The 22138-nt window shown below is 67.0% G+C and carries 18 protein-coding genes; 8 read left to right on the top strand and 10 right to left on the bottom strand.

What is annotated here, in order from left to right; all coding sequences use genetic code 11:
- Window positions 1-488: 488 nt before the first annotated feature.
- Entirely contained in the window at window positions 489-911 is a 423-nt protein-coding gene (locus NO360_RS02305; protein WP_256305758.1) for a DUF5820 family protein, read from the top strand.
- A 66-nt stretch (window positions 912-977) separates the two neighbouring features.
- On the opposite strand, the gene NO360_RS02300 is transcribed toward NO360_RS02305, so the two are convergent.
- From NO360_RS02300 to NO360_RS02290, 3 genes are all read right to left on the bottom strand, one after another.
- Entirely contained in the window at window positions 978-2549 is a 1572-nt protein-coding gene (locus NO360_RS02300) for a glutamate-cysteine ligase family protein (protein ID WP_256305757.1), read from the bottom strand.
- 61 nt (window positions 2550-2610) lie between these two features.
- Window positions 2611-3711, bottom strand: a complete 1101-nt coding sequence (locus NO360_RS02295; protein WP_256305756.1) for a DUF7972 family membrane protein — start codon at window positions 3709-3711, stop codon at window positions 2611-2613.
- Window positions 3712-3854: 143 nt separating this feature from the next.
- A complete protein-coding gene (locus NO360_RS02290; protein WP_256305755.1) occupies window positions 3855-4682 on the bottom strand; it encodes a PspA/IM30 family protein in 828 nt (275 codons plus the stop codon).
- 59 nt (window positions 4683-4741) lie between these two features.
- Between NO360_RS02290 and NO360_RS02285 the strand changes: the two genes are divergently transcribed.
- Window positions 4742-5431 carry an alpha/beta hydrolase gene (locus tag NO360_RS02285; RefSeq protein ID WP_256305754.1) on the top strand — a complete coding sequence of 230 codons (690 nt, stop codon included), beginning with the start codon at window positions 4742-4744 and terminating at the stop codon, window positions 5429-5431.
- Between the two features lie 92 nt (window positions 5432-5523).
- On the opposite strand, the gene NO360_RS02280 is transcribed toward NO360_RS02285, so the two are convergent.
- Window positions 5524-5949, bottom strand: a complete 426-nt coding sequence (locus NO360_RS02280) for a hypothetical protein (RefSeq protein WP_256305753.1) — start codon at window positions 5947-5949, stop codon at window positions 5524-5526.
- A 480-nt stretch (window positions 5950-6429) separates the two neighbouring features.
- On the opposite strand from NO360_RS02280, the gene NO360_RS02275 reads away from it, so the two are divergent.
- Complete coding sequence (locus NO360_RS02275; protein ID WP_256305752.1) at window positions 6430-8367, top strand: AAA family ATPase; 1938 nt, start codon at window positions 6430-6432, stop codon at window positions 8365-8367.
- Between the two features lie 270 nt (window positions 8368-8637).
- Here NO360_RS02275 and NO360_RS02270 read toward each other — a convergent pair whose 3' ends face one another.
- From NO360_RS02270 to NO360_RS02255, 4 genes are all read right to left on the bottom strand, one after another.
- A complete protein-coding gene (locus tag NO360_RS02270; RefSeq protein ID WP_256305751.1) occupies window positions 8638-8967 on the bottom strand; it encodes a transcription factor S in 330 nt (109 codons plus the stop codon).
- A gap of 33 nt (window positions 8968-9000) precedes the next feature.
- Window positions 9001-9504: a DUF8135 domain-containing protein gene (locus NO360_RS02265; RefSeq protein WP_256305750.1), complete on the bottom strand. Its 504-nt coding sequence runs from the start codon at window positions 9502-9504 to the stop codon at window positions 9001-9003.
- Window positions 9501-10523 carry an ATP synthase subunit B family protein gene (locus tag NO360_RS02260; RefSeq protein WP_256305749.1) on the bottom strand — a complete coding sequence of 341 codons (1023 nt, stop codon included), beginning with the start codon at window positions 10521-10523 and terminating at the stop codon, window positions 9501-9503. The genes NO360_RS02265 and NO360_RS02260 overlap by 4 nt, the downstream gene beginning before the upstream one ends.
- A gap of 133 nt (window positions 10524-10656) precedes the next feature.
- On the bottom strand, window positions 10657-12015 hold the full coding sequence (locus tag NO360_RS02255; protein ID WP_256305748.1) for a putative ATP-dependent zinc protease: 1359 nt from the start codon (window positions 12013-12015) through the stop codon (window positions 10657-10659).
- Between the two features lie 152 nt (window positions 12016-12167).
- Between NO360_RS02255 and NO360_RS02250 the strand changes: the two genes are divergently transcribed.
- Both NO360_RS02250 and NO360_RS02245 read left to right on the top strand, forming a co-directional pair.
- The gene (locus NO360_RS02250; RefSeq protein WP_256305747.1) at window positions 12168-13196 is read left to right on the top strand and encodes a succinylglutamate desuccinylase/aspartoacylase family protein; all 1029 of its coding nucleotides are present in this window, start codon (window positions 12168-12170) and stop codon (window positions 13194-13196) included.
- Window positions 13197-13381: 185 nt separating this feature from the next.
- A complete protein-coding gene (locus NO360_RS02245; RefSeq protein ID WP_256305746.1) occupies window positions 13382-13849 on the top strand; it encodes a GNAT family N-acetyltransferase in 468 nt (155 codons plus the stop codon).
- 24 nt (window positions 13850-13873) lie between these two features.
- Here the strand turns inward: NO360_RS02245 and NO360_RS02240 are convergent, their stop codons facing one another.
- Together NO360_RS02240 and gltB are read right to left on the bottom strand one after the other, a co-directional pair.
- On the bottom strand, window positions 13874-15355 hold the full coding sequence (locus NO360_RS02240) for a glutamate synthase subunit beta (protein WP_256305745.1): 1482 nt from the start codon (window positions 15353-15355) through the stop codon (window positions 13874-13876).
- Entirely contained in the window at window positions 15355-19926 is a 4572-nt protein-coding gene (gltB, locus tag NO360_RS02235; RefSeq protein ID WP_256305744.1) for a glutamate synthase large subunit, read from the bottom strand. Before gltB ends, NO360_RS02240 begins: the two co-directional genes overlap by 1 nt.
- A 528-nt stretch (window positions 19927-20454) precedes the next feature.
- On the opposite strand from gltB, the gene sdhC reads away from it, so the two are divergent.
- The 3 genes from sdhC to NO360_RS02220 are packed head-to-tail and all read left to right on the top strand — an operon-like array spanning window position 20455 to window position 22128.
- Window positions 20455-20850 carry a succinate dehydrogenase, cytochrome b556 subunit gene (sdhC, locus tag NO360_RS02230; RefSeq protein ID WP_256305743.1) on the top strand — a complete coding sequence of 132 codons (396 nt, stop codon included), beginning with the start codon at window positions 20455-20457 and terminating at the stop codon, window positions 20848-20850.
- Entirely contained in the window at window positions 20850-21221 is a 372-nt protein-coding gene (locus tag NO360_RS02225) for a succinate dehydrogenase/fumarate reductase transmembrane subunit (protein WP_256305742.1), read from the top strand. Before sdhC ends, NO360_RS02225 begins: the two co-directional genes overlap by 1 nt.
- Before the next feature lie 16 nt (window positions 21222-21237).
- On the top strand, window positions 21238-22128 hold the full coding sequence (locus NO360_RS02220; protein ID WP_256305741.1) for a succinate dehydrogenase/fumarate reductase iron-sulfur subunit: 891 nt from the start codon (window positions 21238-21240) through the stop codon (window positions 22126-22128).
- Window positions 22129-22138: the final 10 nt, after the last annotated feature.

Below are 22138 nucleotides of genomic sequence, written 5' to 3'. Positions count from 1 at the left end.
GATATGTTTGCACATACCACGACACACACGCGCGACGGGGCGTCACGGGGCGACGGCGACGAGACGGCGACGGGGCGACAAAACGTCGATTTCGACGGCGGTGCGTGTGCGGGCGGTCACTCGATCCGATTGACCGAGACTGAAAGTATGTGAGTGATCAACATACATAAGCCTTCCTTCGATCCTGGGTGACTGCGACGGGGCTGTCCCGCGGTCGACCGCGCGGAGGTGGCCGGTTGCCGAATCGGAGTAGCGATCGCTCGGAGCGTTCACCCCGCCGGGACGCTAACGCGACAGTATTTGTAGGCGGACGCACCAAGACGCACTATGGAACGGGTTTCGGCGTCACGGTCGACCGGATCGCGGTCGCCACGTTCGGGCCGCATCGGAGACGAGGTGTCGGTGCAGGCTGCATCGACGAGAGAGGCCGCAGCGACGTGCGTGACTGCGGCGACGAGCGTGACCGCACCGACGACCCGCTCGGGCGTATGACCGGGACCGACGGATCCGACGAGTCGGCCGCCGCGGACCCGCCGGACGGGTGGAAACTCTGGAACGACGAACCGCACGGTCGGCGGATCCTGGTCTACCGGCCGGACGTGTTCAACGAGGGCAACGACCTCCCCGCCGAGTGCATCCCGACGATACTGATCTCGAACCGGTCTCGGGCGCGGCGACCCGGGGCGTCGCGGAGGCCGACCGACACCTGGCACGTCGCGCTCACGCTCGAACCCGAGGTCGAGGCGGCCGTCGAGTCCTACGAGAGCCGCGAGGCCGCCGTCGCGGGCGCGAACGACCTGGCGGCTCGCTTCGCCGACGGCGACGTCGACTACCGAGCGGCGTATCAGCTCCCCCGGGAGGCCTACCTCGACCGGCTGGACGCGGTCGTCCGAGAACAGACGGACCGCTGACCTCGTCGACGAGAGAAGCGCCGACGGCCGTCGACGGACAATGCGGTCGTCGACGCTCGCGGACCCTCACCACTGTGCGAACGGCACGCCGCTTGCGGACCGCTCGACGTACGTCGACTGCATCTCGCGGACCGCGGCCGACACCGACGCGCCGTCGGCGACGGCGTCGCGAACCGCGGCGCGCTTCCAGGCGCTCGGCGCGGTGTGCGCCGATTCGCGGCGCGCTTCGATCGGGGCCAGCGCCCACTCGATCGTCTCCGCGCCGACGCCGAGTTCGTTGAGGCCGCGCCGCGCGAGCGCAAACAGTTCGTCGTAGATCCGCCCGGTTGCCGTCGTTCGTTCGCCCTCGCGAGTCACCCACCGGAGGTCGGCGTCGGGGCCGTCGTCGACCGCCGCGTAGAACGAGTCGCGGCCCTGCTCCCAGGGCAGCGTCGCGAGCGGGTGATCGGTGGCGTCGACGCCGACCAGGACGCCAACGACGAGCGACTGCACCCCGACGGTGTCCCGCAGCGTCGGTTGCGTCGGGAGTGGGCGGTACTCGATCCGGACCGATCCCTCGTCGGCGTCGGGCGACGGCCCGCCGTCGGCCCCGCGGGGGACGTCGCCGCCGAACACCGGGCGGACCCACCGCCAGTAGGTGCCACGCTTCGCGCCGAAGGCGGGATACCGGTCGCTTCCGACGTCGCCTTTGCCCGTCGGATCGCCGCTCTCGACCGGGTCGTCGAGGTCGGGCGGCGCGACGAGCGTCGGGTCCGACGCGATGCGGTCGATCAGTTCGTCGATCGTCTCGACGTCGCGCGGGACGCGGCACTTGTTCGATCCCTCGTCGACGGAGCGCTCGAAGATCGGAATCCGGAGTTCGTGCGGCGTCCGTTCGAGGATCGCCGCCAGACCGTCGTCCCCGGCCCACTCGCCTTCGTAGCGGTCCGCCGGCAGGAACGGCGAGTTCGCCGTGAGCGAGAGAATCGGCCCCATCGTCCGCGTCGCGACGTTCAGGTAGCGGGGCACGTCGTCCGGATCGGGCACCTGCAGGTGCGGCTGCATCGACGTCGCGAGCGACTCGACGAGCATCGACTTCGCCGACGCCAGCCCGGGGAGGTCGAGGTCGGTCCGCCCCCCGTTGGCCTCCCGGATCCGCGAGCCGAGTGCGACGTACCTGGGAACGGGGCGCATATTGGTCGCGAGGAAGACGCCGTCAGTCTCCTCGCCGCGTTCGAGATACCGCACCGTCCCCTCCGAGGGCGGCACGGTCCACATCGCGTCGAGGACGAAGCGCCGATCCGACTCCGCGAGCGTTCGCTGGACCGTCGAGTGGGTCGCGTCGAGTTCGCCGAGTTGCCGGCGAAGCCCGGCGTCACAGACCACGTCGGGGGCGGTGTGGAGTTCGGCGTTGTGGACGCCGAGTTCGCGGCTACAGCCGTCGATGTCGAAGAGGTGGTCTGGCGCGGCCGCGAGGCTCCCGTCCTCGTCGACGACGTAGCCCTCCAGTTCGAGACCGACCGCGAAGTCCGGCGCGTCGAACAGTCCGGCGGCGACGTCCCCCCGCAGTGATTCCGCCTCGCGCTCGACGCGTCGCTCGAACGCCGCACGTCGCTCGGGGTCGAGTGCCGCGCGAACCGCGTCGATCGTCTCGGTCATTGAGGGACTATCGCGGCCGACGGCTACTGATACTGTCGACTCGGCCCGGGGAATTCACCCCTTACCCGTCTCTCCGATCGTGCTCTTCCCCGCTCGTCGTCCGCAGGATGAGCGGGCCGATCGAGAGCGTGCGCTTCGCGACCGTTCCGATCCGCAGGACGAACGACAGGAGGATGGCGAAGGGGGCCAGCGTGACCGCCGTCGCCAGCGCGACGATCCAGACGTAGTGCGCCACGCCGAGCGTCGTCGCCGAAAACGCGGGGAGCACCCCGTGGAAGAGCAGCACGTTCGTCGCGACGAGGAGCGCCGGAACGGCGCTGTACAGCATCGCCCGCGAGAGGTCGACGAGTTCCCACTGGAAGTACAGCGTCTTGACGTGCTCCCGGGCGGGGCCGAACAGCGTCAGTACGGCCACCACGTCGTCGAGCGCCTCCGACACCCCTCGGACCTCGCTCCCGTCTGGGCTCGCGGACTCCCCAGCGCCCTCCTGCTCCGATGGCGGCGCGCTCTCGCCGAGGGACGCCCGCAGTCCGCGGGCCTCGTAGATCTTCCACGAGTAGTTGAAGTTCAGCGCCGCCGACAGCACGTCGAAGGTGCCGAACTCCTCGCCCGAGAGTTCCGATTCGATCGAGGACGCGTGCCGCCGGAGTTCCGCCGCGTACTCCGTTACGCGCCCGGCGTCGTCGCCCTCCATCGCTTCTGCGGCGTCCGAGAGCGCTCGCGCCCGGTCCTCCGCCGCGCCGATCAGTTCGCGGAGGAACGCCGCCGGGGTCGCCGGTGCGACGTCCATCCCGAGTTCGTCTTCGACGTCCCGGCGGAACGACATCGCGCCCTCCATCCGCTCGCGCTGATCGCCGAGCGGGCCGAGCTCTTGGGAGAGCACCAGCGAGTTGATCGAGACGACGAGCGTGACGCCCGTGATCGTCGCCGTCACGAGCGCCTGAAACAGCGTCTCGACCGGGTCGCCGACCTCGACGACGACGCGCGACGGGAGGATCGATGCGACGGCGACGGACCCGGCGACGAAGGCCGCGAGGACGACGGCGGCGACGACCCACCGGTTCGCCTCCAGCAGCATCCAGAGCTTCAGCCGGCTCTCTTCGGCCCGTCTGCGCATCGTGTCGCTCGGATCGTCGCTCCCCGACGCGTTCTCTTCGCTCATATGTCCATCCGGAATTGCCGCACCTGCAACCCGATTCGACGCGGCGACGCTCTGCCGGAGCGTCTTGCGGCCTCTGATGGCGATTTCCCGGTTCCAGCGCCACTCGGAGAGCCGTCACGGGCGAACGACGCCAACGAATCGCCTCAGTTCTCGTCGTCTTTCAGCTCTTCCAGTTCGGCTTCGACCTCGGCGTCGGAAACGTCGACGTCGGCGGCGGACTCGTCTTCGACGTCGGCCGTCGATGCCGACTCCGTCTCGGCGGACTCCTCGGCACCGCCGCCCATCTCGGCCTTCAGCGTCTCCAGTTCGGAGTCGACCTCGGCGCTCGTCCGGCCCGATTCGAGTTCGCGGTCGATGCTGTCCTTGTCGGACATCGCGTCCTCGAACGCGCCGGTGTCGACGAGCTCGTCCATCGCCTCCGAGCGGGCCTCCATCTCGTCGGTGCGCTCCTCCGCGCGCTCGATGGCGCGGGAGACGTCGTTCATCTCGTCGCCGACGCCCGTCATCGCCTCGGAGACGCGCGAGGAGGCCTCGGCGGCCTCGTAGCGCGCCTTCATCGTCTCCTTCTTCGTCCGGAACTCCTCGATCCGGTTCTGGAGTTCGTTCTTCTTCTCGACGAGGTTCTCCTGCGTCGACTGGAGCTCGGCGATCTGTCCCTCCAGCTCCTCGATCTGGTTCATCTTCGCCTGCTTCTTCTCTAAGGCCTGCCGAGCGAGGTCGTCTCGGTCCTGTCGCACGGCCTCTCTGGCCTGGTCGTTGTGCTTCTCGACGTTCTCTTCGAGCCGTCGCTTCTGGATCTCCAGGCGCTTCTTCTGGGTCGTCAGATCGGCGATGCCCTGTTTGACGTCCTGGAGTTCGTCGCGCATCTGCTCGTAGGAGTAATCGAGCGTCTCCGTCGGGTCCTCCGCGCGGTTGAGGAGGGCGTTGAGCTTCGAGCGGACGACGTAGGACGCGCGTGAGAGGATTCCCATACGTCCCACGTTGGGCACGGCGGAGTTAAAACCTCACGTCCCCAACCGACCGAAACCGAATGCCAGAGACGATCCTGCTGCCGGGCGGCCGCGACGCTCGCGGGACACTCGACGTCGCCGCCGAGAACCCGGAACGTCCAGCCGATGCGGCGGGTTCAAACACGGCCTGCGTAGTCGCCTGTCCGCCGCACCCGCGGCACGGCGGCCACCGCGGCGATCAGCGGCTCCGAGCGGTGAGCGAGGAACTGCGCGAGAGGGGAATCGACTGTCTCCGCTTCGACTACGGCCCGTGGGACGGCGGCCGGGGAGAGCGAACGGACGTGCTGAACGCCGTCGCGTGGGCGCGCGATCGGTACGAGAAGGTCGGACTCTTCGGGTTCAGTTTCGGCGGCGCGCTCGCGCTCTCGGCGGCAGCGCACGGTGCGCACGTCGCCGGCGTCGCCGCCCTCGCTCCCCCGGCGTCTCTCGGCTCGGATCGCTCGGATCCCGACGCGCCGGACGCGTCGGGAATCGGCGGGGTCGACGCCGTCGCCGATCTGGAATCGATACCCGCCGAAATTCCGGGGCAGGTCCTCTACGGCACCCGCGACGACGTCGCAGACGTCGGCCCTGTCGTCGCGGCCGCCGAAGCGTGCGGCTTCGAGGTCGTCGAGATCTCGGCGGACCACTTCTTCATCGGGCAGGGCGGGAAAGTCGCGACTGCGGTCGCGGACTTCCTGGCTCCGCTCCTCGCCGAACGGTCGCGATAGCGCCCCGTCTCATACGGATTACGCTCGTCTCTTCCCGCCGAGCGCCGTCAGCGGGGGTGGCGCTCGGCGGTAAACAGTGGGAGTAATCAGTATCAGGCCGACGCTTCGCTGTACCCGGCAGCCAGGGAGACGGCGACGGCGACGACTCCGGCGGCGACGGCGAAGGTCCAGAAGCCCGCCCAAGCGGCCGCACCGAGGCTCGTCGTCGCCGCGTACGTCACCGCGACAGCGGCGAGGCCGCCGCCCACGGGGACGAGAAACGGGAGGTCCGTCCACTGACCGCCCGCGTTGACGTACTCGACGGCGTACCCCCAGAGGTTGCCGACGGTGAAGCGGAGGACGACTACGGCGAAGAGGCCGGAGACGACGGCCGTGACCGCCGCGAACGCCGTCAGGGAGGCGAATTCGTCGAATCCGACGGTACGCCGGATCGAACCGCCCGCTCCGAGCAGGAAGGCGGCGACGTCGAGGAGGTACCACGGGCGGAACCGGTCGCGGGTCGCGGATTGGAGGGACATACTCTGTGGTTCGCCGGACGCGTACAAGAATGTCCGGTGCCGAGGCGACTTTCACTCGGGAGATCAGCACCGTCGTGGTGGGAAATTGCATTCTTTGAGAGCTTTGTAAATATCTAACCCAGAATTTGGTCAACTCCGCTGCATCGAGGTCGTCAGAGTGGGCAGACACTGATGTTAATTATCCGTCAGACGGTCGCTATGGCAAGACACGAGACAGGTCCTCGATCACGGACTGCAGTCGCGTCGGTCTCGGTATTTCGCTACTCACGGGTCGGGACTCGAGACTCTTGGATCCACTTTGCGATTCGGGGCATCTATGCGGCTCGCCAGAGAGGGACGTCCACCGGGACGATCCAGCGGTCGGCGCTCTCGTCGGCGATTCCGCGTGAAAGGTCGAGAAACTCTGGAATCCGAGTGCACGGTGCCCGGTGGTGGGTGTTCCTAATTTTATTACTATTGAACAAAAAGGAGGTCATCACTGTGACTGAGGGCGACAAGAAGCCACCGGCGAAGCAAGATGGGACCGACGTTGACCTCCAAGGACTTGTCGGGGTCGAACCACCGTTCGAGATCCGATTCAGCGACGTCGCAGGGTTGGAAGAGCGAAAACGTCGGCTTCGAGAGTCCGTGATCGATCCGGCGGTCACCGACCGTCACGAAACGGTCGGTGCCAGCGGCGTCCTGATACACGGGCCGTCCGGCGTCGGCAAGACGCATCTCGCCCGGGCACTCATCGGTGAACTGGACTTCGATCAGATTCAGGTTACGCCGACGGATTTGCCGCTCGAATCGCCCGACGAAACGGCACAGATCCTCGCTGATCTGGTACAATTCGTTCGATCTTCTGCACCCTGCGTCCTGTTTCTCGACGAGTTCGATGCAATCGCACCGACTGATAACGAAGACGAGTACGGACGCCCAAGCCAGGTCGGGGCGGCTCTCAAATCGACGCTGGACGCAATCGATGCCGCCGAAGAGAACGCTCTCGTTGTGGCAACGGCGACGCACTTGAGTGACGTCGAACGTACTGTCCGTCGGTCAGGGCGGATTGACATCGTGATGGGGTTAGACAGCCCGGACGAGACGCGTCGCCGGCAACTCCTCACTGAGGAGATTCACTCGGTCACAGACCACCTCGACGTACTCGACGCTGTCGCGCCCGATGTCGATTACGAGCGCTGTGTCGATCTCACGAGTGGGTTTGTGACCGCCGAGATCGTCGCTGCGGTGGAACGCGCTGTCCAAATCTCGATCGCTGACGCGCAATCGGACCGAGCCAGGATCGACCAGACTGCACTCCGGACGGCATTCGAGGAGATCGGGGAGCGCAAAGGTCGTCGTGAGAGTAGCGTGAGAGGGACCTCGACAGGGGGCGAGGATAGCGACTCGTTGACATCACTGACCGACAGCGACACTCATGGAGACGATCCCGAGGTGTCACCGGGTGCCGCCCGTTCGAGTGGCCAAAACGAGGACCCAATGGACGCGCAGAAGGCCACGGACACAGAATCCACCGACATCGAAGGACACATCCCGCATCTCGTGGGAACTCCCTCGGTTCCTGAGGTCTCGTACGACGACGTCGGAGGGCTCGATACGGCAAAACGCCGCCTGCGGGAGGCTGTCGTCTGGCCGAAAAAATACCCAACCCAATTCGAGGCCCTCGACATCGACCCGCCTACGGGAGTGCTCCTCCACGGACCGCCAGGCACCGGGAAAACGATGCTCGCCAAGGCAGTGGCGAACGAGAGCGACCACAGCTTCCTGTCGGTCAAAGGCCCGGAAATATTCGACAAGCACTTCGGTGAATCCGAACGATCGGTGCGCGACCTCTTCGTAAATGCCCGAGCGGTCGCCCCCGCGCTGATCTTCTTCGACGAGTTCGATAGTATCGCTGCGAAACGGGGTGGGTACAGTGCCGGGAGCGACATCACAGACAGCATCGTCAATCAACTGCTGGCGGAACTCGACGGAATGGAACCGCTCGGGGACGTCATCGTCATCGCGGCGACGAACCGGGTCGATATGCTCGATCCAGCCGTGCGGCGCCCCGGCCGATTTAGCATCGAAATCGAGGTTTCAACGCCCGACAAACAGGCCCGGAGAGAGATTTTTCAAACCCACCTCCAAGATCGACGGTTGGCCGACGACGTGGCCCCTGAGTGGTTGGCACGCGTAACTGACGACCGCTACTCCGGTGCGGATATCGCTGCGGTGTGCGACGAAGCTGCGATGACTGCACTCAGAGCCGCCATCGGGGAGGGCCGTGGGACCGAGAACCAACCTGCAGACACCGAGGCACGGACGGACGAGACACCGACGATAACGCGCAGCGATTTCCAGCACGCACTCACCCGGATTGAACCCGCTCGTCGTACCCGCTCGTCTGCCGATCCGTCGTTGCGGTCGTACCGGTGAGAACAGGACACCGCGACGCGAGGGGCGATGCTGCCGAGTAGCTGTTTGACGTCAAGGTCCAAATCGTCCAGGCGTTCGGTGCGGAGCGGAGGTGGTGCTCCAGGAATCGAACCGCGAGGCGAACCGGGCGGAACCGAAGGTTCCGCTGGAAGCCGGCGCGTAGCGCCGGCGGCGAATGCGAGCCTCGCGGGAAGTTTTTTCCACCAGGTTTTTGTCGGGGGGTTCAAGGCGGCGAAGCCGCCGAGGACCCCCGAATAAAACGGTGGATGCTTAATTATACCCTCGCCACCGGTGCCCGCACTCGGTGCACTTGAAGAAGCGCGTCGGCGGTTCGTCGGCTGACCCCGTCTGCTTGATGGTGTACCAGGCCTCTCGATTCCCGCACTCGTCGCAGACGACGTCGGTCGCCGTCGGCTTGCCCTCGAAGTTGGCGTCCTCGGTCGTCTCGATCACGTCGTCGTCGGTCTGTTCCTCGGTGGAGACGAACTGCGCCGCCAGGTCCGCGTCCTGTTCGGCCCGCGCGCCGCAGTCGTCGTTCGTGCAGACCATCGTTCCGTCGCGGGAGACCATCATCGACCCGCAGTCGTCGCAAAATTGCATTGCGTCCCGCTTCGCTCCCCGGACACAAGTGTCTCACTCATCGACCATCGGACACTCGCGGACGCGGAAGTGCTCGCTGTCGACGACTTCGACGATTTCGGTGCCGTCGTGGGTGCACTGCAATTCGGGCGGATCGCCCAGATGCGGGCACTTCTGACAGTAGGACTCCTTCGAGACGACGTGTTCCCGCGGTTCCGGCGAGGTACGTGCAGTCCCTGTCGTCTCCGGTTCGTCGACCGGGTCGGCTCCGACGCTCAGTTCGGGTTCCTGATCGGCATCCTCTCCCAGCGACTCCCAAAGGGTCTCCTCGTCGATCTCCGAGACCGACATCTCCTCGAACGGGTCCGCGTCGCCGGCCGAGACTTCACCGTCGTCCGCGGACACCTCGTCACCCGCCTCGGAAGCCCGCTCCCGACGGCTGTCAGACACCCGCTGGGCCAGTTCCGAAAGCGGGGAGTCCCCATCGCGGTCCGCCGACGGCCGATCGGACGGTTCCGCGTCCTCGGTTCTCTCGGATTGCTCCGTGCCGTCGCTCACTTCTGGCTCACCTCCTCGTCGAACCGGATGTCGCGATCGGACGCGGATTCACCGTCTGTGGCGTCCGCTTCCGACCCGGGTTCCCCACCGCGGGAATCGTTCTCGTTCCCGCCCGACGAGCCAGCCGACGAATCGTGAGTTCGATCGGCGTCGGACGCAGACCGGGTTTCGGTACCGAAGGGGTCCCCGTTCCCGACAGCGCTCCCGCCTCCGGGTCGGCGGTCGTGCGAGGGTTCGCTGTCGTCTACGCCGGGAGAAGCGGTATCGCCGCTGGTCTCGGCCGACTCCAGCGCCGGCCGGTCGCCGACCGTCAGCCGATTCGTGTCGAAGAACCGCCGCTTCGGATCGAGACCGTCGAACGACGAGTCGCAGTGCGGGCAGCGCGGTTCGTCGAGCAGGCCAAGGCGAACGGTCTCGCCGCAGGACTCGCAGGCGGCCGTGGCGACGCCGTGGCGGTTCGCCTCCCGACGCAGATCGGCGGCCGCCTCGCGTCGGTCTGCCGCCTGTTCGAGCGCCGACAGGCGAGATCTGAGCGTGAGCACCGCCGACCCGAGGCGGTCGAGCTTCGAGCCGTGCTCGTCGCTCGTCTCCGCGAGGTATTCGAGGATCTCCTCGTAGTTCTCGAAGCCGGCCGACAGCCGGCGCTCGATCTCCGGGTGGTCGTGCTCGGCCGGCGCTTTGGCGTCCGTCTCGCGTTTGACCTGGATGACGCGCTCTCTGACGTCCGTGATCTTCTCGTCGAGGTCGGCCTCCAGGGCCGCGACGCGGTCGGCGATTTCGTCGAGTTCGCGCTCGATCGCCTCGGTCTCCGAACCGGTCGCTCCGTCGGCCTCGACCGCGGATTCACCGTCGCCTGCGGGATCGATTCGGTCGTGCCGGCCATCGCTCTCGTCGAGTTCGCGGTGTGCTGCGAGCAGCCGTCGAACGACATCCTCGCGCGTGAGGTCGCCCGCAGCGGCTCTGGCTTCCACCCACGACTCGAGCTCGTCCGGTAGGCCGTCGACGCGCTCGGTCCCCATCTACGATACGTTCATCGTAGCGTACATAAATTAATACCGGCGTCGAGGCGGTTCGCGGGGTGCCGACGCGATCAGCGTGAACAGCGGCGCTCGCCTGCTTCAACCGCGATGCCGCGAGGCCCTCACAGCCGCGTTACTCCAGGTACTCCTCTTCGCGCTCGTCGTCGTCGGGGCCACCCGAGTCGGATCGTCGGTTCACGTCGACCTGGTAGTGCTGGAGGATGTCGCGGCCCAGGAGCAGCGGATAGTCCATGTGCGAGCGGTCCTCGACGCTCGCGGTGACGGTATGCTGCGTGCCGCCGATCCCGATGACGAGGTCGACGACCGGCCGGGCCTTTCCGGACTTCACCGAGCCAGAGCGAACGCGCGTCATGCTCTTGATCGGGCCGGCGCCGATCTCGGCGGCCAGCGAGGTATCGATGCTCGTCCGGGTCGCGCCGGTGTCTGACTTTGCCTTCGCCTGCGTCGACCCGCTGGTCCCCGAGACCACGACCTCCTCGATGTAGCCGATCGTCGGCCGATCCCCCACCGGCCCCGAGTTCACGCGGGGCATCCCCGCCGGCCGGGAGTCGTCGAGCGTCGCCGACAGCTCCTCGACGCGCTCGTCGTCGACCTCGCCGCCGCTCTGCTCGATCGCGAGCTTGGCGATGTACGGCGCGGGGCTGCGGCCGGTCGCCTTGTGCAGGCCTCTGAACCCGGCGGTCGGGTTGACTTCGAGGACGAACCAGCCGTCGTCGCCCTCGATGAGGTCGACGCCGACGTAGTCCAGTCCCATCACTTCCGCCGCGTACAGCGCGGTCTCCCTGGCCTCTTTCGGCATATTCTCCGTCGCGTCGACGACGTCGCCGCCGAGCGCGACGTTGGTCCGCCACTCGCCCTCGGGCGCGTAGCGGTACATCGCGCCGATGACTTCCCCGTCGACGACGTACACGCGGAGGTCGCGGTGTTCGTTCTCGTCGCGGTCGATGAGGTCCTGGAGGAACGCCTGCCGGCTCCCGACTTTCGGGTTCACCGGTTCGGTGAGGTCCACTTTCCACGTCCCGCCGCCGTGGGTGCCGATCGCGGACTTGTAGACGCCGACCTCGCCGAAGCGATCGCGGCCCTTGTTCAGCCGCTCGTTCGAGAGCGCGAGCAGCGCGTCGGGCACCTTGATGTTCCAGTTCGCGAGGGTCGCCGCCGTGGCGAACTTGTGGATCGCGGTGAGGACCGACGCGGGCTCGTTCAGCATCGGTCGGATCCGCTCGAACGTCGTCGCCAGGCCCAGGAGTTCCGCCGGCTCTTCGGTGTTCGAGAGCAGCAGTCGGTTCGCGACGATGTCTACCTCGGGTTCGATCGCGACGTCGCCGTCCTCGACGCTGATCGCGGTGTTCTCGCGCCGTAACCAGATTCCCTCGTGACCGAGGTCGTCGACCGCGTTCAGGATCGCCTTCGTCTCCTTGCTGTTGTGTAGTGAAAGGACGCCAACCCGCACCGGATCTCCGTCAGTAGACATACAGCGATGTACTCGCCCACGCGAAGAAAGAGGTGCCGATTCACGGGCTTCTCGAACGGTGTAAACGAATCCCACTGGGTCGAACGCCGCCCCCGGCCGCGTCGGGCGGCCGGGTTGCGAGCGTTTATCCCGCCGGGTGTCCGATGGCGGGTATGAGCACCGACGGGACCTTCACGTACAACGGTGGGAAGGTCGACCCCGGAGAGCGGCAGAACCTCCGGTACGGTATCAGCGAGACGTATCTCGGCGATCCGGTCCGGATTCCGGTCACCATCATCAACGGCGAGCGGTCGGGGCCGACGGTGTTCCTCTCGGCGGCGGCGCACGGCGACGAACTCAACGGCATCGAGGTCGTCCGCGAGGTCGCCTTCGAGTGGGACCTCTCGAACCTCGCCGGGACGCTCGTCTGTCTTCCGGTGATGAACGTGCCCGGGTTCCTGGCCCAGCAGCGGTACCTCCCGATATACGACCGCGACCTGAACCGCTCGTTCCCCGGTCGGGAGGACTCGACGAGCGCAAAGCGGATGGCCGCTCGCATCTTCGACAACTTCGTCGCCCCGTGCGACTTCGGCCTCGACTTCCACACCTCGACGCGCGGCCGGACGAATATGCTCCACGTCCGCGCGGATATGTCCGACGAGGCGGTCGAACGACTGGCCCGAGCCTTCGGCTCCAACGTCATCATCGACAGCGAGGGCAGCGACGGCATCCTCCGGACGGAGGCCACGCGTGTCGGCATCCCGACGGTGACCGTCGAGATGGGCGAAGCACACCGCTTCCAGCGCGGCCTCATCGACGACGCGCTCGACGGCGTCGAGAGCGTCTTCGCGGAGTACGAACTGCTGGACACGTCGGCCGTCCGCTGGCCCGGGTGGCGAACCGTCATCGACGACGCGAACGAGAAGACGTGGATCCGGGCCGACGCCGGCGGCATCGTCGATATGCACCACGAACGCGGCTCGCTCGTCCGGGAGGGCGAGCGGATCTGCACGCTCACGAACCCGTTCAAGGACGACAACGTCGCGGTCCAGGCTCCCTTCACGGGCCTGCTCGTCGGCGTCCTCGAGAACCCGGTCGTCTACCCCGGCAATCCCCTGTGTCACCTCGTCGAACTCGAACCCGACGTCCGTCGGGTCGTCGAGCGCGAACAGACGGCCGCCATCGAACCGAAGACCGAGTAGTGAGCGTCGCAGTCGGGCGACGCTAGCGCGGACCGCAGGGACCGTCGGACTAAAACTCGGAGGCACCTTCTCGGGACCCACCTGACGCCGACCTGGTGAGATACGGAGGCGAACGTGTAGCAGTGAGATACGAAAGACGGACGCCTGGTAGTGATATACGGGAGGCGAACGTCTAGGTCCGTACGATGGAGGGTACGATACGGGAGGCGCGACCGGCGGACGTCCCGATCCTCGAGGTCGTCCGTCGACAGGCTCTGGAGCGCGATCTCGCGGGGGAGTACGATCGGTCCGAGTTCGCCGGGCTGATCGCACGGTCCGACGCACCGCTTTCGGCGTGGATCGACGCCCCCGACTCGGAGTACCTCGTCTCCCTCGTCGAGACCGACGTGACGGTCGTCTGTTACGGGGTGTACGACCGGAGCGACGCGGCGGTTCGCGGACTCTACACGGCACCCGAGTATCGGCGGCTCGGGTGTGCGAGCGCGCTGCTCGATCGGTTCGAATCGACCGCTCGCGGTGACGGCGTCGCGACGATCGAAGCGACCGTCCCGCGGCCCGCCGCGGATTTCTTCGTCTCCCGCGGGTTCGAGACGCGCGGGTCCCGGGAGTGGCGGGGTCTCTCCGGCGTGAAACTGAGCAAACGCATCGAGTAGTCGCTTCGTCGAGAGGCGGCCGCCCTACGGGTCGACGAGCGGCGGATTGTCCGTTCGGATGCTGGGCGGCAGCCTCGAGTCGCCGGTGAGGTACGTGTCGATCGATCGGGCGACGTCGCGTCCCTCGCCGATCGCCCACACGACGAGCGAGGCGCCGACGTTGGCGTCGCCGGCGGCGAAGACGCCGTCGACGGCGGTCATCATCCGGTCGTCCGTACGAAGGGTCCCGTCGTCGGCGAGTTCGAGTCCGAGGTCTCCGAAGGGGGTGACTTCCGGACCCTCGAACCCGACGGCGACGAGCGCGAGGTCCGCGGGGATTTCGAGAGCCGGATCCACGACGTGCTTGTCGATTCGGTTCCCCGCCTCGTCGTGCTCCCAGACGACGCGCTCGGCGTCGAGTCGGTCGACCCGGCCGTCGCCGTCGTCGTCGACGAAGGCGGTGGTGTCGACGCCGAACTCCTCGGTCGCCCCCTCCTCCTGGGCGTACGTCTTCTCGTAGGTCTTCGGCTGTTCGGGCCAGGGGTTGTCCAGCGGGCGGTCCGCGGGGGGTTTCGCGTTGATCCCGATCTGCACGACCTGCTCGGCGCCCTGCCGGTGTGCCGTCGCGACGCAGTCGGCGCCCGTGTCCCCGCCGCCGAGGACGACGACGTTCTTCCCCGCCGCGTCGATCGTCTCACCGGCGACCGACTTCCCCGTCGCGCGGCGGTTCGCCTGCTTCAGATACGGCATCGCGTCGTGAACGCCGCCGAGGTTCCGCCCCTCGACGCCGGGGTCGCGGTGTCGCTGCGCGCCGACGGCGAGACAGGCGGCATCGAATTCGAGCAACCGCTCCGCGGGCACGTCTTCGCCGACCTCGGCGTTCGTTTCGAAGGCGATTCCCTCCGCGTCGAGCTGCTCGACGCGTCGGTCGACCCGCGCCTTCGCGAATTTGAACTCGGGGATGCCGTACGTCATCAGGCCGCCGATCTCGTCGTCGCGCTCGAAGACGGTGACGTGGTGGCCCACACGGTTGAGTTGCTGGGCGGCGGCGAGCCCGGCCGGACCGGACCCCACGATGGCGACCTCGAAGCCGGTGCGCGTCTCGGGCGGGTCGGGTTCGATGAACCCCTCCTCCCACCCCACGTCGGCGATCGCGCGCTCGATCGACTTGATCGCCACCGGGTCGTCGTTGTACGCGAGCACGCAGGCGTCCTCGCAGGGGGCGGGGCAGGTGTAGCCGGTGAACTCCGGGAAGTTGTTGGTGGCGTGAAGCCGTTCGAGCGCTCGCTCCCACTCCTCGCGGTGAACGAGGTCGTTCCAGTCGGGGACGACGTTTCCGATCGGACACCCTCCCATACAGGTGGCGACGCCACAGTCCATACAGCGCTCGCCCTGTGCTGTGAGTGTCTCGGGGTCCCACTCCGGCGACCAGATCTCGTCGTCGTCGTCGCGCCGCTCGTCGGGGTCGCGCTTGCCGATGTCGTCGCGGTCGTGACGCCGGTAGCCGCCCGGGTGCCGCTCGGTCATCAGTCGTCACCCCGCGCCGGCTTCCGCTCTTCGTACACCGGTTCCGGCACGTCCGCCCGTGGATCGCGCCCCTCGGCCAACTGCTCCTCGACGGCCCTCGCGAAGGCGTCGGGCATCACTTTCACGAACGCGTCGACGGCGTCGTCCCAGTCGTCGAGGAGTTCCCTCGCTCGTGCGGAGTCCGTGTAGTGATAGTGGTTCTCGAGGAGGCCTCTGACCATCCGCCTGTCGCGCTCGTCGAGGGATTCGAGGTGAACCATATCGGTGTTGACGCGGCGCTCGAAGTCGCCCGACTCGTCGAGGACGTACGCCTCGCCGCCGGACATCCCCGCCCCGAAGTTCTTTCCGGTGCTCCCGAGGACGACCGCGACGCCCCCGGTCATATACTCGCAGCCGTGATCCCCGACCCCCTCGACGACCGTCTTCGCCCCGGAGTTGCGCACCGCGAAGCGCTCGCCGGCCCGGCCGTTGACGTAGGCTTCGCCGTCGGTCGCGCCGTAGAGCGCGACGTTCCCGACGATGACGTTCTCGTCGGCGTCGTAGCCGGCGTCGGGCGGCGTCTCGACGACGAGTTTGCCGCCGGAGAGCCCCTTCCCGCAGTAGTCGTTGACGTCGCCGGTCAGTTCCATCGTGACGCCGGCGGTGAGAAAGGCCGCGAAGCTCTGCCCGGCCGACCCTTCAAGATCGATCGTGATCGTATCGTCGGGGAGCCCCTCCGCGCCGTATCGCTCGGTGATCTCGTTCGAGAGCAGCGTGCCGAACGTCCGGTCCTCGTTCGTGATCGACGTCTCGATCCGCACCGACTCGCGGTTCCTGATCGCGGGGGCGGCCGCCTCGATGAGTTCGTGGTCCCGCTTCCCGTCGAGGTCGTGGTTCTGCTCTCTCGTCTTCCGTCGGTCGTCCGCCGCATCGGGGAACTGGAGCACTGCTTCGAGGTCGACGTCCTTGGCGCGGGGGTGATCGATCGACTGCTGTTCGAGCAGGTCGACGCGTCCGATCATCTCCTCGATCGACCGGACCCCGAGCTCGGCCATAATTTCGCGCACCTCGCGGGCGACGTGGGTCAGGTAGTTCATCACGTACTCCGGCTTCCCGGGGTACTTCTCCCGGAGGTCTGGGTCCTGCGTGGCGACGCCGACCGAACACGTGTTGCAGTGGCACTTCCGGAGCATGATGCACCCGCAGGTGACAAGCGGCGCCGTGCCGAATCCGTAGGCTTCCGCCCCGAGAAGCGCGGCGACGGCGACGTCGCGACCGGTCTTCAGCCCCCCGTCGACCCGCACCCGGATCCGCGAGCGGAGCCCGTTGTTCAGGAGGACCTGGTTCGTCTCGGCGACGCCGAGTTCCCACGGGAGCCCCGCGGACTTGATCGAGGTCTTCGGCGACGCGCCCGTCCCGCCGGATGCCCCGCTGATCAGCACGGCGTCGGCCTTGGCCTTCGCGACGCCGGCGGAGATGACGCCGATGCCCGCCTCGGACACGAGTTTGACGTGGACGTCCGCGTCGGGGTTCGAGCACTTGAGGTCGTGGACGAGCTGCGCGAGGTCCTCGATGGAGTAGATGTCGTGGTGGGGCGGCGGCGAGATGAGCGGGACGCCCGGCGTCGTGTTCCGGGTCTCCGCGATCTTCCCGGCGACCTTCTCGCCGGGGAGGTGCCCGCCCTCGCCGGGTTTCGAGCCCTGCGCCATCTTGATGCCGAGGTGGTCGGCGTTGGCGAGGTACTCGGCCGTGACGCCGAAGCGCCCGGAGGCCACCTGCTTGTTCGCGCACTCCCGCTCGGTGCCGAAGCGCTCGGCCGGTTCGCCGCCCTCGCCGGAGCAGGCCACCCCGCCGAGCCGGTTCATCGCCACGGCGAGCGTCTCGTGAGCCTCCTTCGAGAGCGAGCCGAACGACATCGACGCGGTGAAGAAGCGCTCGACGACGTCGGAGACGGGTTCGACCTCCTCCAGCGGCACCGACTCCCGTGCGTCCGTATCGAAGTTGAGGAGCCCCCGGAGCGTCTGCAGTTGCTCGTGCTGCTCGTTGATCATCGCCGCGAACTTCCGATAGGCGTCGTAGTCGTCCTGCTGGGCCGCGAACTGGAGTTTGCCGATCGTGTTGGGGTTCCACTGGTGGAACTCGCCGTCCCGTCGCCAGTAGAGTTCGCCGCCCCGATCGAGGCCGGCGTTCCCCGCGACGGTCGCGTCGAACCCGAGGTCGTGCCGTTCGAGCAGGTCACGCTCTATCTCCGCGACGCCGACGCCCTCGGTCCTGGCGACGGTCCCCTCGAAGTACTCTTCGACGAAGTCCGAGTCGAGCCCGACCGCCTCGAATATCTGGGCCCCCTTGTAGGATTCGAGCGTCGAGATGCCGATCTTCGACATCACCTTCTGGATGCCGTCCTCGACGGCGTGACGGTAGGCGGCGAGCGCGTCGTCGACGTCGGCGTCGATCGATCCCTCGCGAACGAGCGACTCGATGCTCGCGTAGGCGAGATACGGGACGACCGCGTCCGCCCCGTACCCGACGAGCGTGCAGAAGTGATGGACCGCGCAGGGCTGGCCGGTCTCGACGACGAGGCCGGCGCGGTGGCGGATCCCCTCGCGAACGAGGTGGTGGTGGACGCCGCCGACCGCCAGCAACGACGGGACAGGAACCCGATCCGGCCCCGTCCGTCGGTCCGAGAGCACGAGCACCTCTGCGCCGTCCGCGATCGCGTCGGCGGCCGCCTCGCGAACGTCCTCGACGGCCGATTCCAGATCGGTCTCCTTCCTGTCGTAGGTGAGGTCGACCGTCGCGGACCGGATCCCGTTGCGGTCGACGGTCCGGATTTTGCCCCCCTGTTCGCGGGTGAGCACCGGCGTCTCCAACGCCAGTTGCCGGCAGTGCTCGGGGGTCTCGTCGAGCAGGTTCCGCTGGCGGCCGACGTGGTGCTCGAGCGACGTGACCACCTCCTCGCGGATGTAGTCGATCGGCGGGTTCGACACCTGTGCGAACAGCTGTTTGAAGTAGGTGAAGAGCGTCTTGTTCCGGCTCGACAGGACCGACAGCGGCGTGTCGTTGCCCATCGCGCCGACCGGGTCTTTCCCCTCTTCGGCCATCGGCTCCACGAGCCGTTCGAGGTGTTCGAGCGTGTACCCGAAGGTCCGCTGGTACGGGAGCAGGTCCTCCTCGGGGCCATCGTAGACTGGCGGGTCGGCGTCGTCCACCTCGCCGAGTTCGACCCGGTTGGCGTCGAGCCACTCGCCGTACCGGTCGTCGGTCAGGTCGTCGAACAGCGCCTCGTCGGAGACGATACCGCGCTCGGGGTCGGCGTAGAACATCTGTCCCGGTTTGAGCCGGTCCTTCTCGACGATATGTGCCGGATCCGTGTCCAGGACGCCGGTCTCGCTGGCCATCACGAGCCTGTCGTCCGCGGTGACGTGGTACCGGCAGGGCCGCAGCCCGTTCCGGTCGAGCACGGCGGCGACGCCCGTCCCGTCGGTACAGACGACGAGCGCCGGGCCGTCCCACGGTTCGTTGATCGTCGAGTGGTAACGGTACCACGCCTCCCGTTCCGACGGGAGCCGGTCGTTCCGCTCCCACGCTTCGGGAATGAGCATCCGGAGCGCGTGGGTCATCTCGCGCCCGCCCTCGGTGAGCAGTTCGAGGACGTTGTCGACGACGGCGGTGTCGCTCTGGTCCGCGTGCGTCACGGGCGTGAGCGTCTCGAGGTCCGACTCGGTCAACGTCCGCTCGATCGTCGACCCGTCGGGGCCTCCGGCCTCGCCCGGCGGCGCGAGCGTCGCCTCCCGGGCACGCATCCAGTTGAGATTCCCGCGGAGCGTGTTGAACTCGCCGTTGTGGACGATGTTCCGGAACGGGTGAGCGAGTTCCCAGGAGCCCAGCGTGTTCGTCGAGAACCGAGCGTGGACGAAGACGAGACTCGACCGGACTCGCTCGTCGCCGAGGTCCGGGTAGTACGTTCGGAGCTGCGCGTTCGTCAACAGCCCCTTGTACACGACTGTTCGTCGATCGAGCGAACAGACGTAGAATCGGTCGGCACCCCGGGGAGCGCGGTCGTCGACGGCGGTTTCGATGGCCCGGCGGAGCACGTAGGTCGACGAATCCAAGTCCGTCGGCGTGGGGTCTCGGTCGTCCGACGGCGCGACGAAGAACTGCACGACCGCCGGCTCGGTCTCCCGGGCCGAGGCGCCGAGATCGGACTCGTCCGTCGGTACGTCGCGCCACGCGAGGACCTCGAACCCCTCGTCGGCCGCCACGTCCGCGACGACGTCGCGGACCTCCGCACGCGCTCGCTCGTCTCTCGGGAAGAACGCCTGGCCGACGGCGTACCCGTCGAATCCCGGCAGATCGTCGACCGTCGCGTCGAAGAAGGCGTGCGGCTTCTGCAGAAGCATTCCGGCACCGTCGCCCGTTTGCTCCTCCGCGCCGCGTGCGCCCCGGTGGTCCAGATTCGTCAACAGCTCGAACCCGTCCTCGACGAGTTCGTGCGTCCGGTCACCGTCCAGGTTCATCAGGACGCCGACGCCACAGTTCGATCGGTGGTCGGTGGGGGCGACTCTCCGACGCTGACGCTTTCCCCCGGTCACCGTCGGGTCCTCCGTCCGTCGGTTGGGCTCCAAAACGGCAAACGACGATACGGATTAGCTTTCGTACGTCGACTCACGGCGGTTTTCACCGTTGGTTGTGGTGAAATCCCGCTCAAAGGTGCTAAATGTTAGCATTTAACGGGATAGTTGACACGTAGTCGGGCTGCGAGCGTCGCTCTCGGACGGCCGCCAGCGCAGACGGGCGGGAGGACGCCGGTCTCGTGCAGTCAGCCAGTCCGCCACGCCTCGGCATCGCGTGACGAAGCGGGGCCCTCTGCCAGAATCGGTCGGCCGGCGTCGCCGACCGTCCGGGAGAGGCGTGCTCCCCGGTCCAGTGCCGAAACCGGTCACTGAAAATACCTTTCGCTGGCATAACGACGCACGCGACGGACTGGGAAGCGAGCGAGCCTCCAGCGCGTGCAGTTCGTCCGAAAGAGCAATTCGACGCCGTCGGACGCTCGGAACCGCCGGCCGCACGGACCGTACACGTAAGTTCTATAGTGGGTCCGGCCTGAATCTCACAGGAGTATGAGTCAGTCTTACAATCGGGGCCTCATCGAGGACTTCGGCCGCTGGCGGGAGTTCTCAGCCGGGATGTGGGCCTGGGTGTTCCACAAGTTTACCGGATGGGTGCTCGTGGGGTATCTCTTCACCCACATCGCCGTCCTCTCGACGGCACTGCAGAGCCCGGACGCGTACACGACGACGATCCAGTCCCTGGAGAGTCTGCTGATCGTGCGCATCCTCGAGGTCGGGTTGCTATCGGTGGCGGTCTTCCACATTCTCAACGGCCTTCGGCTGCTGTTCGTGGACCTCGGCGTCGGACTCGAAGCACAGGACAAGAGCTTCTACGCGTCGCTGCTGCTGACGGGAGCCATCGCCGTCGCGAGCGTCCCGACGTTCCTCGCGGGGGTGTTCGGCTGATGGCCGAGCGCTACTCTTCCTTCGAGGCCGGCGGCCGCCGTTGGCTCTGGCAGCGCATCACGGCCGCGTTCTTGGTGGTCGTGCTCGCGTTCCACTTCTTCCTCCTGCACTTCGTGAACCACGCCGACGAAGTCACTTTCGCGATGTCGCAGGCGCGGATGGAGGAGCTAACGTACTTCTCGCTGATGATCCTCTTTCTGCTGACCGCGACGTTCCACGGCGTCAACGGCGTCTACAACGCCCTCATCAACCAGGGCCTCACCGGGACGCGGAAGACGGCCGTGAAACTGGTCCTCGTCGTCGCCAGCGCCGTCGTGATCGTCCAGGGCGTCAGAACCGCACTCGCGTGGGCCGGAGGCGTCCCACTCTGAGCACTTCCCCACACCAATGAGCACGCAACTGCCAGACCAGACCGAGGATGAATCGTCCGCCGGCGAGGCCGAACCGACGTCCGCCGCCCAAGAGCGCCGGATGGCGAAGAAACGCGAGCGCGCCGCGGAGCGAGACGAACAGCGACAGGCCGAGGAGGCCGAAGCGGCCCTCGCCGACGAGGAGACGTACCACCTGAAGGTGTTCCGGTACGACCCCGAGATCGAGGGGAAAAAGGAGCCACGCTTCGACGACTTCCACGTCCCCTACCACAAGGGGATGACCGTCCTCGACGCCCTGATGTACGCCCGCGACACGTACGATTCGAGCCTCACCTTCCGACACTCCTGCCGGCAGGCGGTCTGCGGCTCGGACGCGATGTTCGTCAACGGGAGCCAGCGGCTCTGCTGTAAGACGCAGCTATCGGACCTCGATGAACCGGTCCGCATCGAGCCGCTCCCCCACGCCGAGGTCGTCAAGGACCTGGTCGTGGATATGGAGCACTTCTACGACCAGATGGAGGCCGTCGAGCCGTACTTCCAGACCAACGACTTACCCGACGGCGAACTCGAAGAACAACGTCAGTCCAGGGAGAACCGCGAGAAGGTGAAGATGTCGACGCGCTGTATCTGGTGCGGCGCGTGTATGTCCTCCTGTAACATCGCCGCGGGCGACAACGAATATCTCGGTCCGGCGGCCATCAACAAGGCGTACCGCTTCACGATGGACGAGCGCGAGGGCGAGGACATGAAACAACAGCGCCTCGAGATCCTCGAACAGGAACACGGCGTCTGGCGGTGTCAGACGCAGTTCTCCTGTACGGACGTCTGTCCGAAGGACATCCCGCTCACGGAGCACATCCAGGAACTGAAGCGCGAGGCGGTCAAGAACAATCTCAAGTTTTGGTAACTCGAAGACA

The sequence above is a fragment of the Halobellus litoreus genome, from assembly GCF_024464595.1.
GTDB lineage: Archaea > Halobacteriota > Halobacteria > Halobacteriales > Haloferacaceae > Haloquadratum > Haloquadratum litoreum.
The sequence above is the reverse complement of the archived record's forward strand: the minus strand, read 5'-3'. Positions and strand labels throughout refer to the sequence as shown.

Bases quoted from the DNA above. Each gene is read 5' to 3' on its own strand.
- sdhC (WP_256305743.1), top strand. From the start codon at position 20,455: ATGAGTCAGTCTTACAATCGGGGCCTCATCGAGGACTTCGGCCGCTGG.
- NO360_RS02225 (WP_256305742.1), top strand. From the start codon at position 20,850: ATGGCCGAGCGCTACTCTTCCTTCGAGGCCGGCGGCCGCCGTTGGCTC.
- NO360_RS02250 (WP_256305747.1), top strand. From the start codon at position 12,168: ATGAGCACCGACGGGACCTTCACGTACAACGGTGGGAAGGTCGACCCC.
- NO360_RS02240 (WP_256305745.1), bottom strand. From the start codon at position 15,355: ATGACCGAGCGGCACCCGGGCGGCTACCGGCGTCACGACCGCGACGAC.
- NO360_RS02295 (WP_256305756.1), bottom strand. From the start codon at position 3,711: ATGAGCGAAGAGAACGCGTCGGGGAGCGACGATCCGAGCGACACGATG.
- NO360_RS02245 (WP_256305746.1), top strand. From the start codon at position 13,382: ATGGAGGGTACGATACGGGAGGCGCGACCGGCGGACGTCCCGATCCTC.
- NO360_RS02305 (WP_256305758.1), top strand. From the start codon at position 489: ATGACCGGGACCGACGGATCCGACGAGTCGGCCGCCGCGGACCCGCCG.
- NO360_RS02300 (WP_256305757.1), bottom strand. From the start codon at position 2,549: ATGACCGAGACGATCGACGCGGTTCGCGCGGCACTCGACCCCGAGCGA.
- NO360_RS02280 (WP_256305753.1), bottom strand. From the start codon at position 5,949: ATGTCCCTCCAATCCGCGACCCGCGACCGGTTCCGCCCGTGGTACCTC.
- NO360_RS02290 (WP_256305755.1), bottom strand. From the start codon at position 4,682: ATGGGAATCCTCTCACGCGCGTCCTACGTCGTCCGCTCGAAGCTCAAC.
- NO360_RS02260 (WP_256305749.1), bottom strand. From the start codon at position 10,523: ATGGGGACCGAGCGCGTCGACGGCCTACCGGACGAGCTCGAGTCGTGG.
- NO360_RS02285 (WP_256305754.1), top strand. From the start codon at position 4,742: ATGCCAGAGACGATCCTGCTGCCGGGCGGCCGCGACGCTCGCGGGACA.
- NO360_RS02255 (WP_256305748.1), bottom strand. From the start codon at position 12,015: ATGTCTACTGACGGAGATCCGGTGCGGGTTGGCGTCCTTTCACTACAC.
- NO360_RS02220 (WP_256305741.1), top strand. From the start codon at position 21,238: ATGAGCACGCAACTGCCAGACCAGACCGAGGATGAATCGTCCGCCGGC.
- NO360_RS02270 (WP_256305751.1), bottom strand. From the start codon at position 8,967: ATGCAATTTTGCGACGACTGCGGGTCGATGATGGTCTCCCGCGACGGA.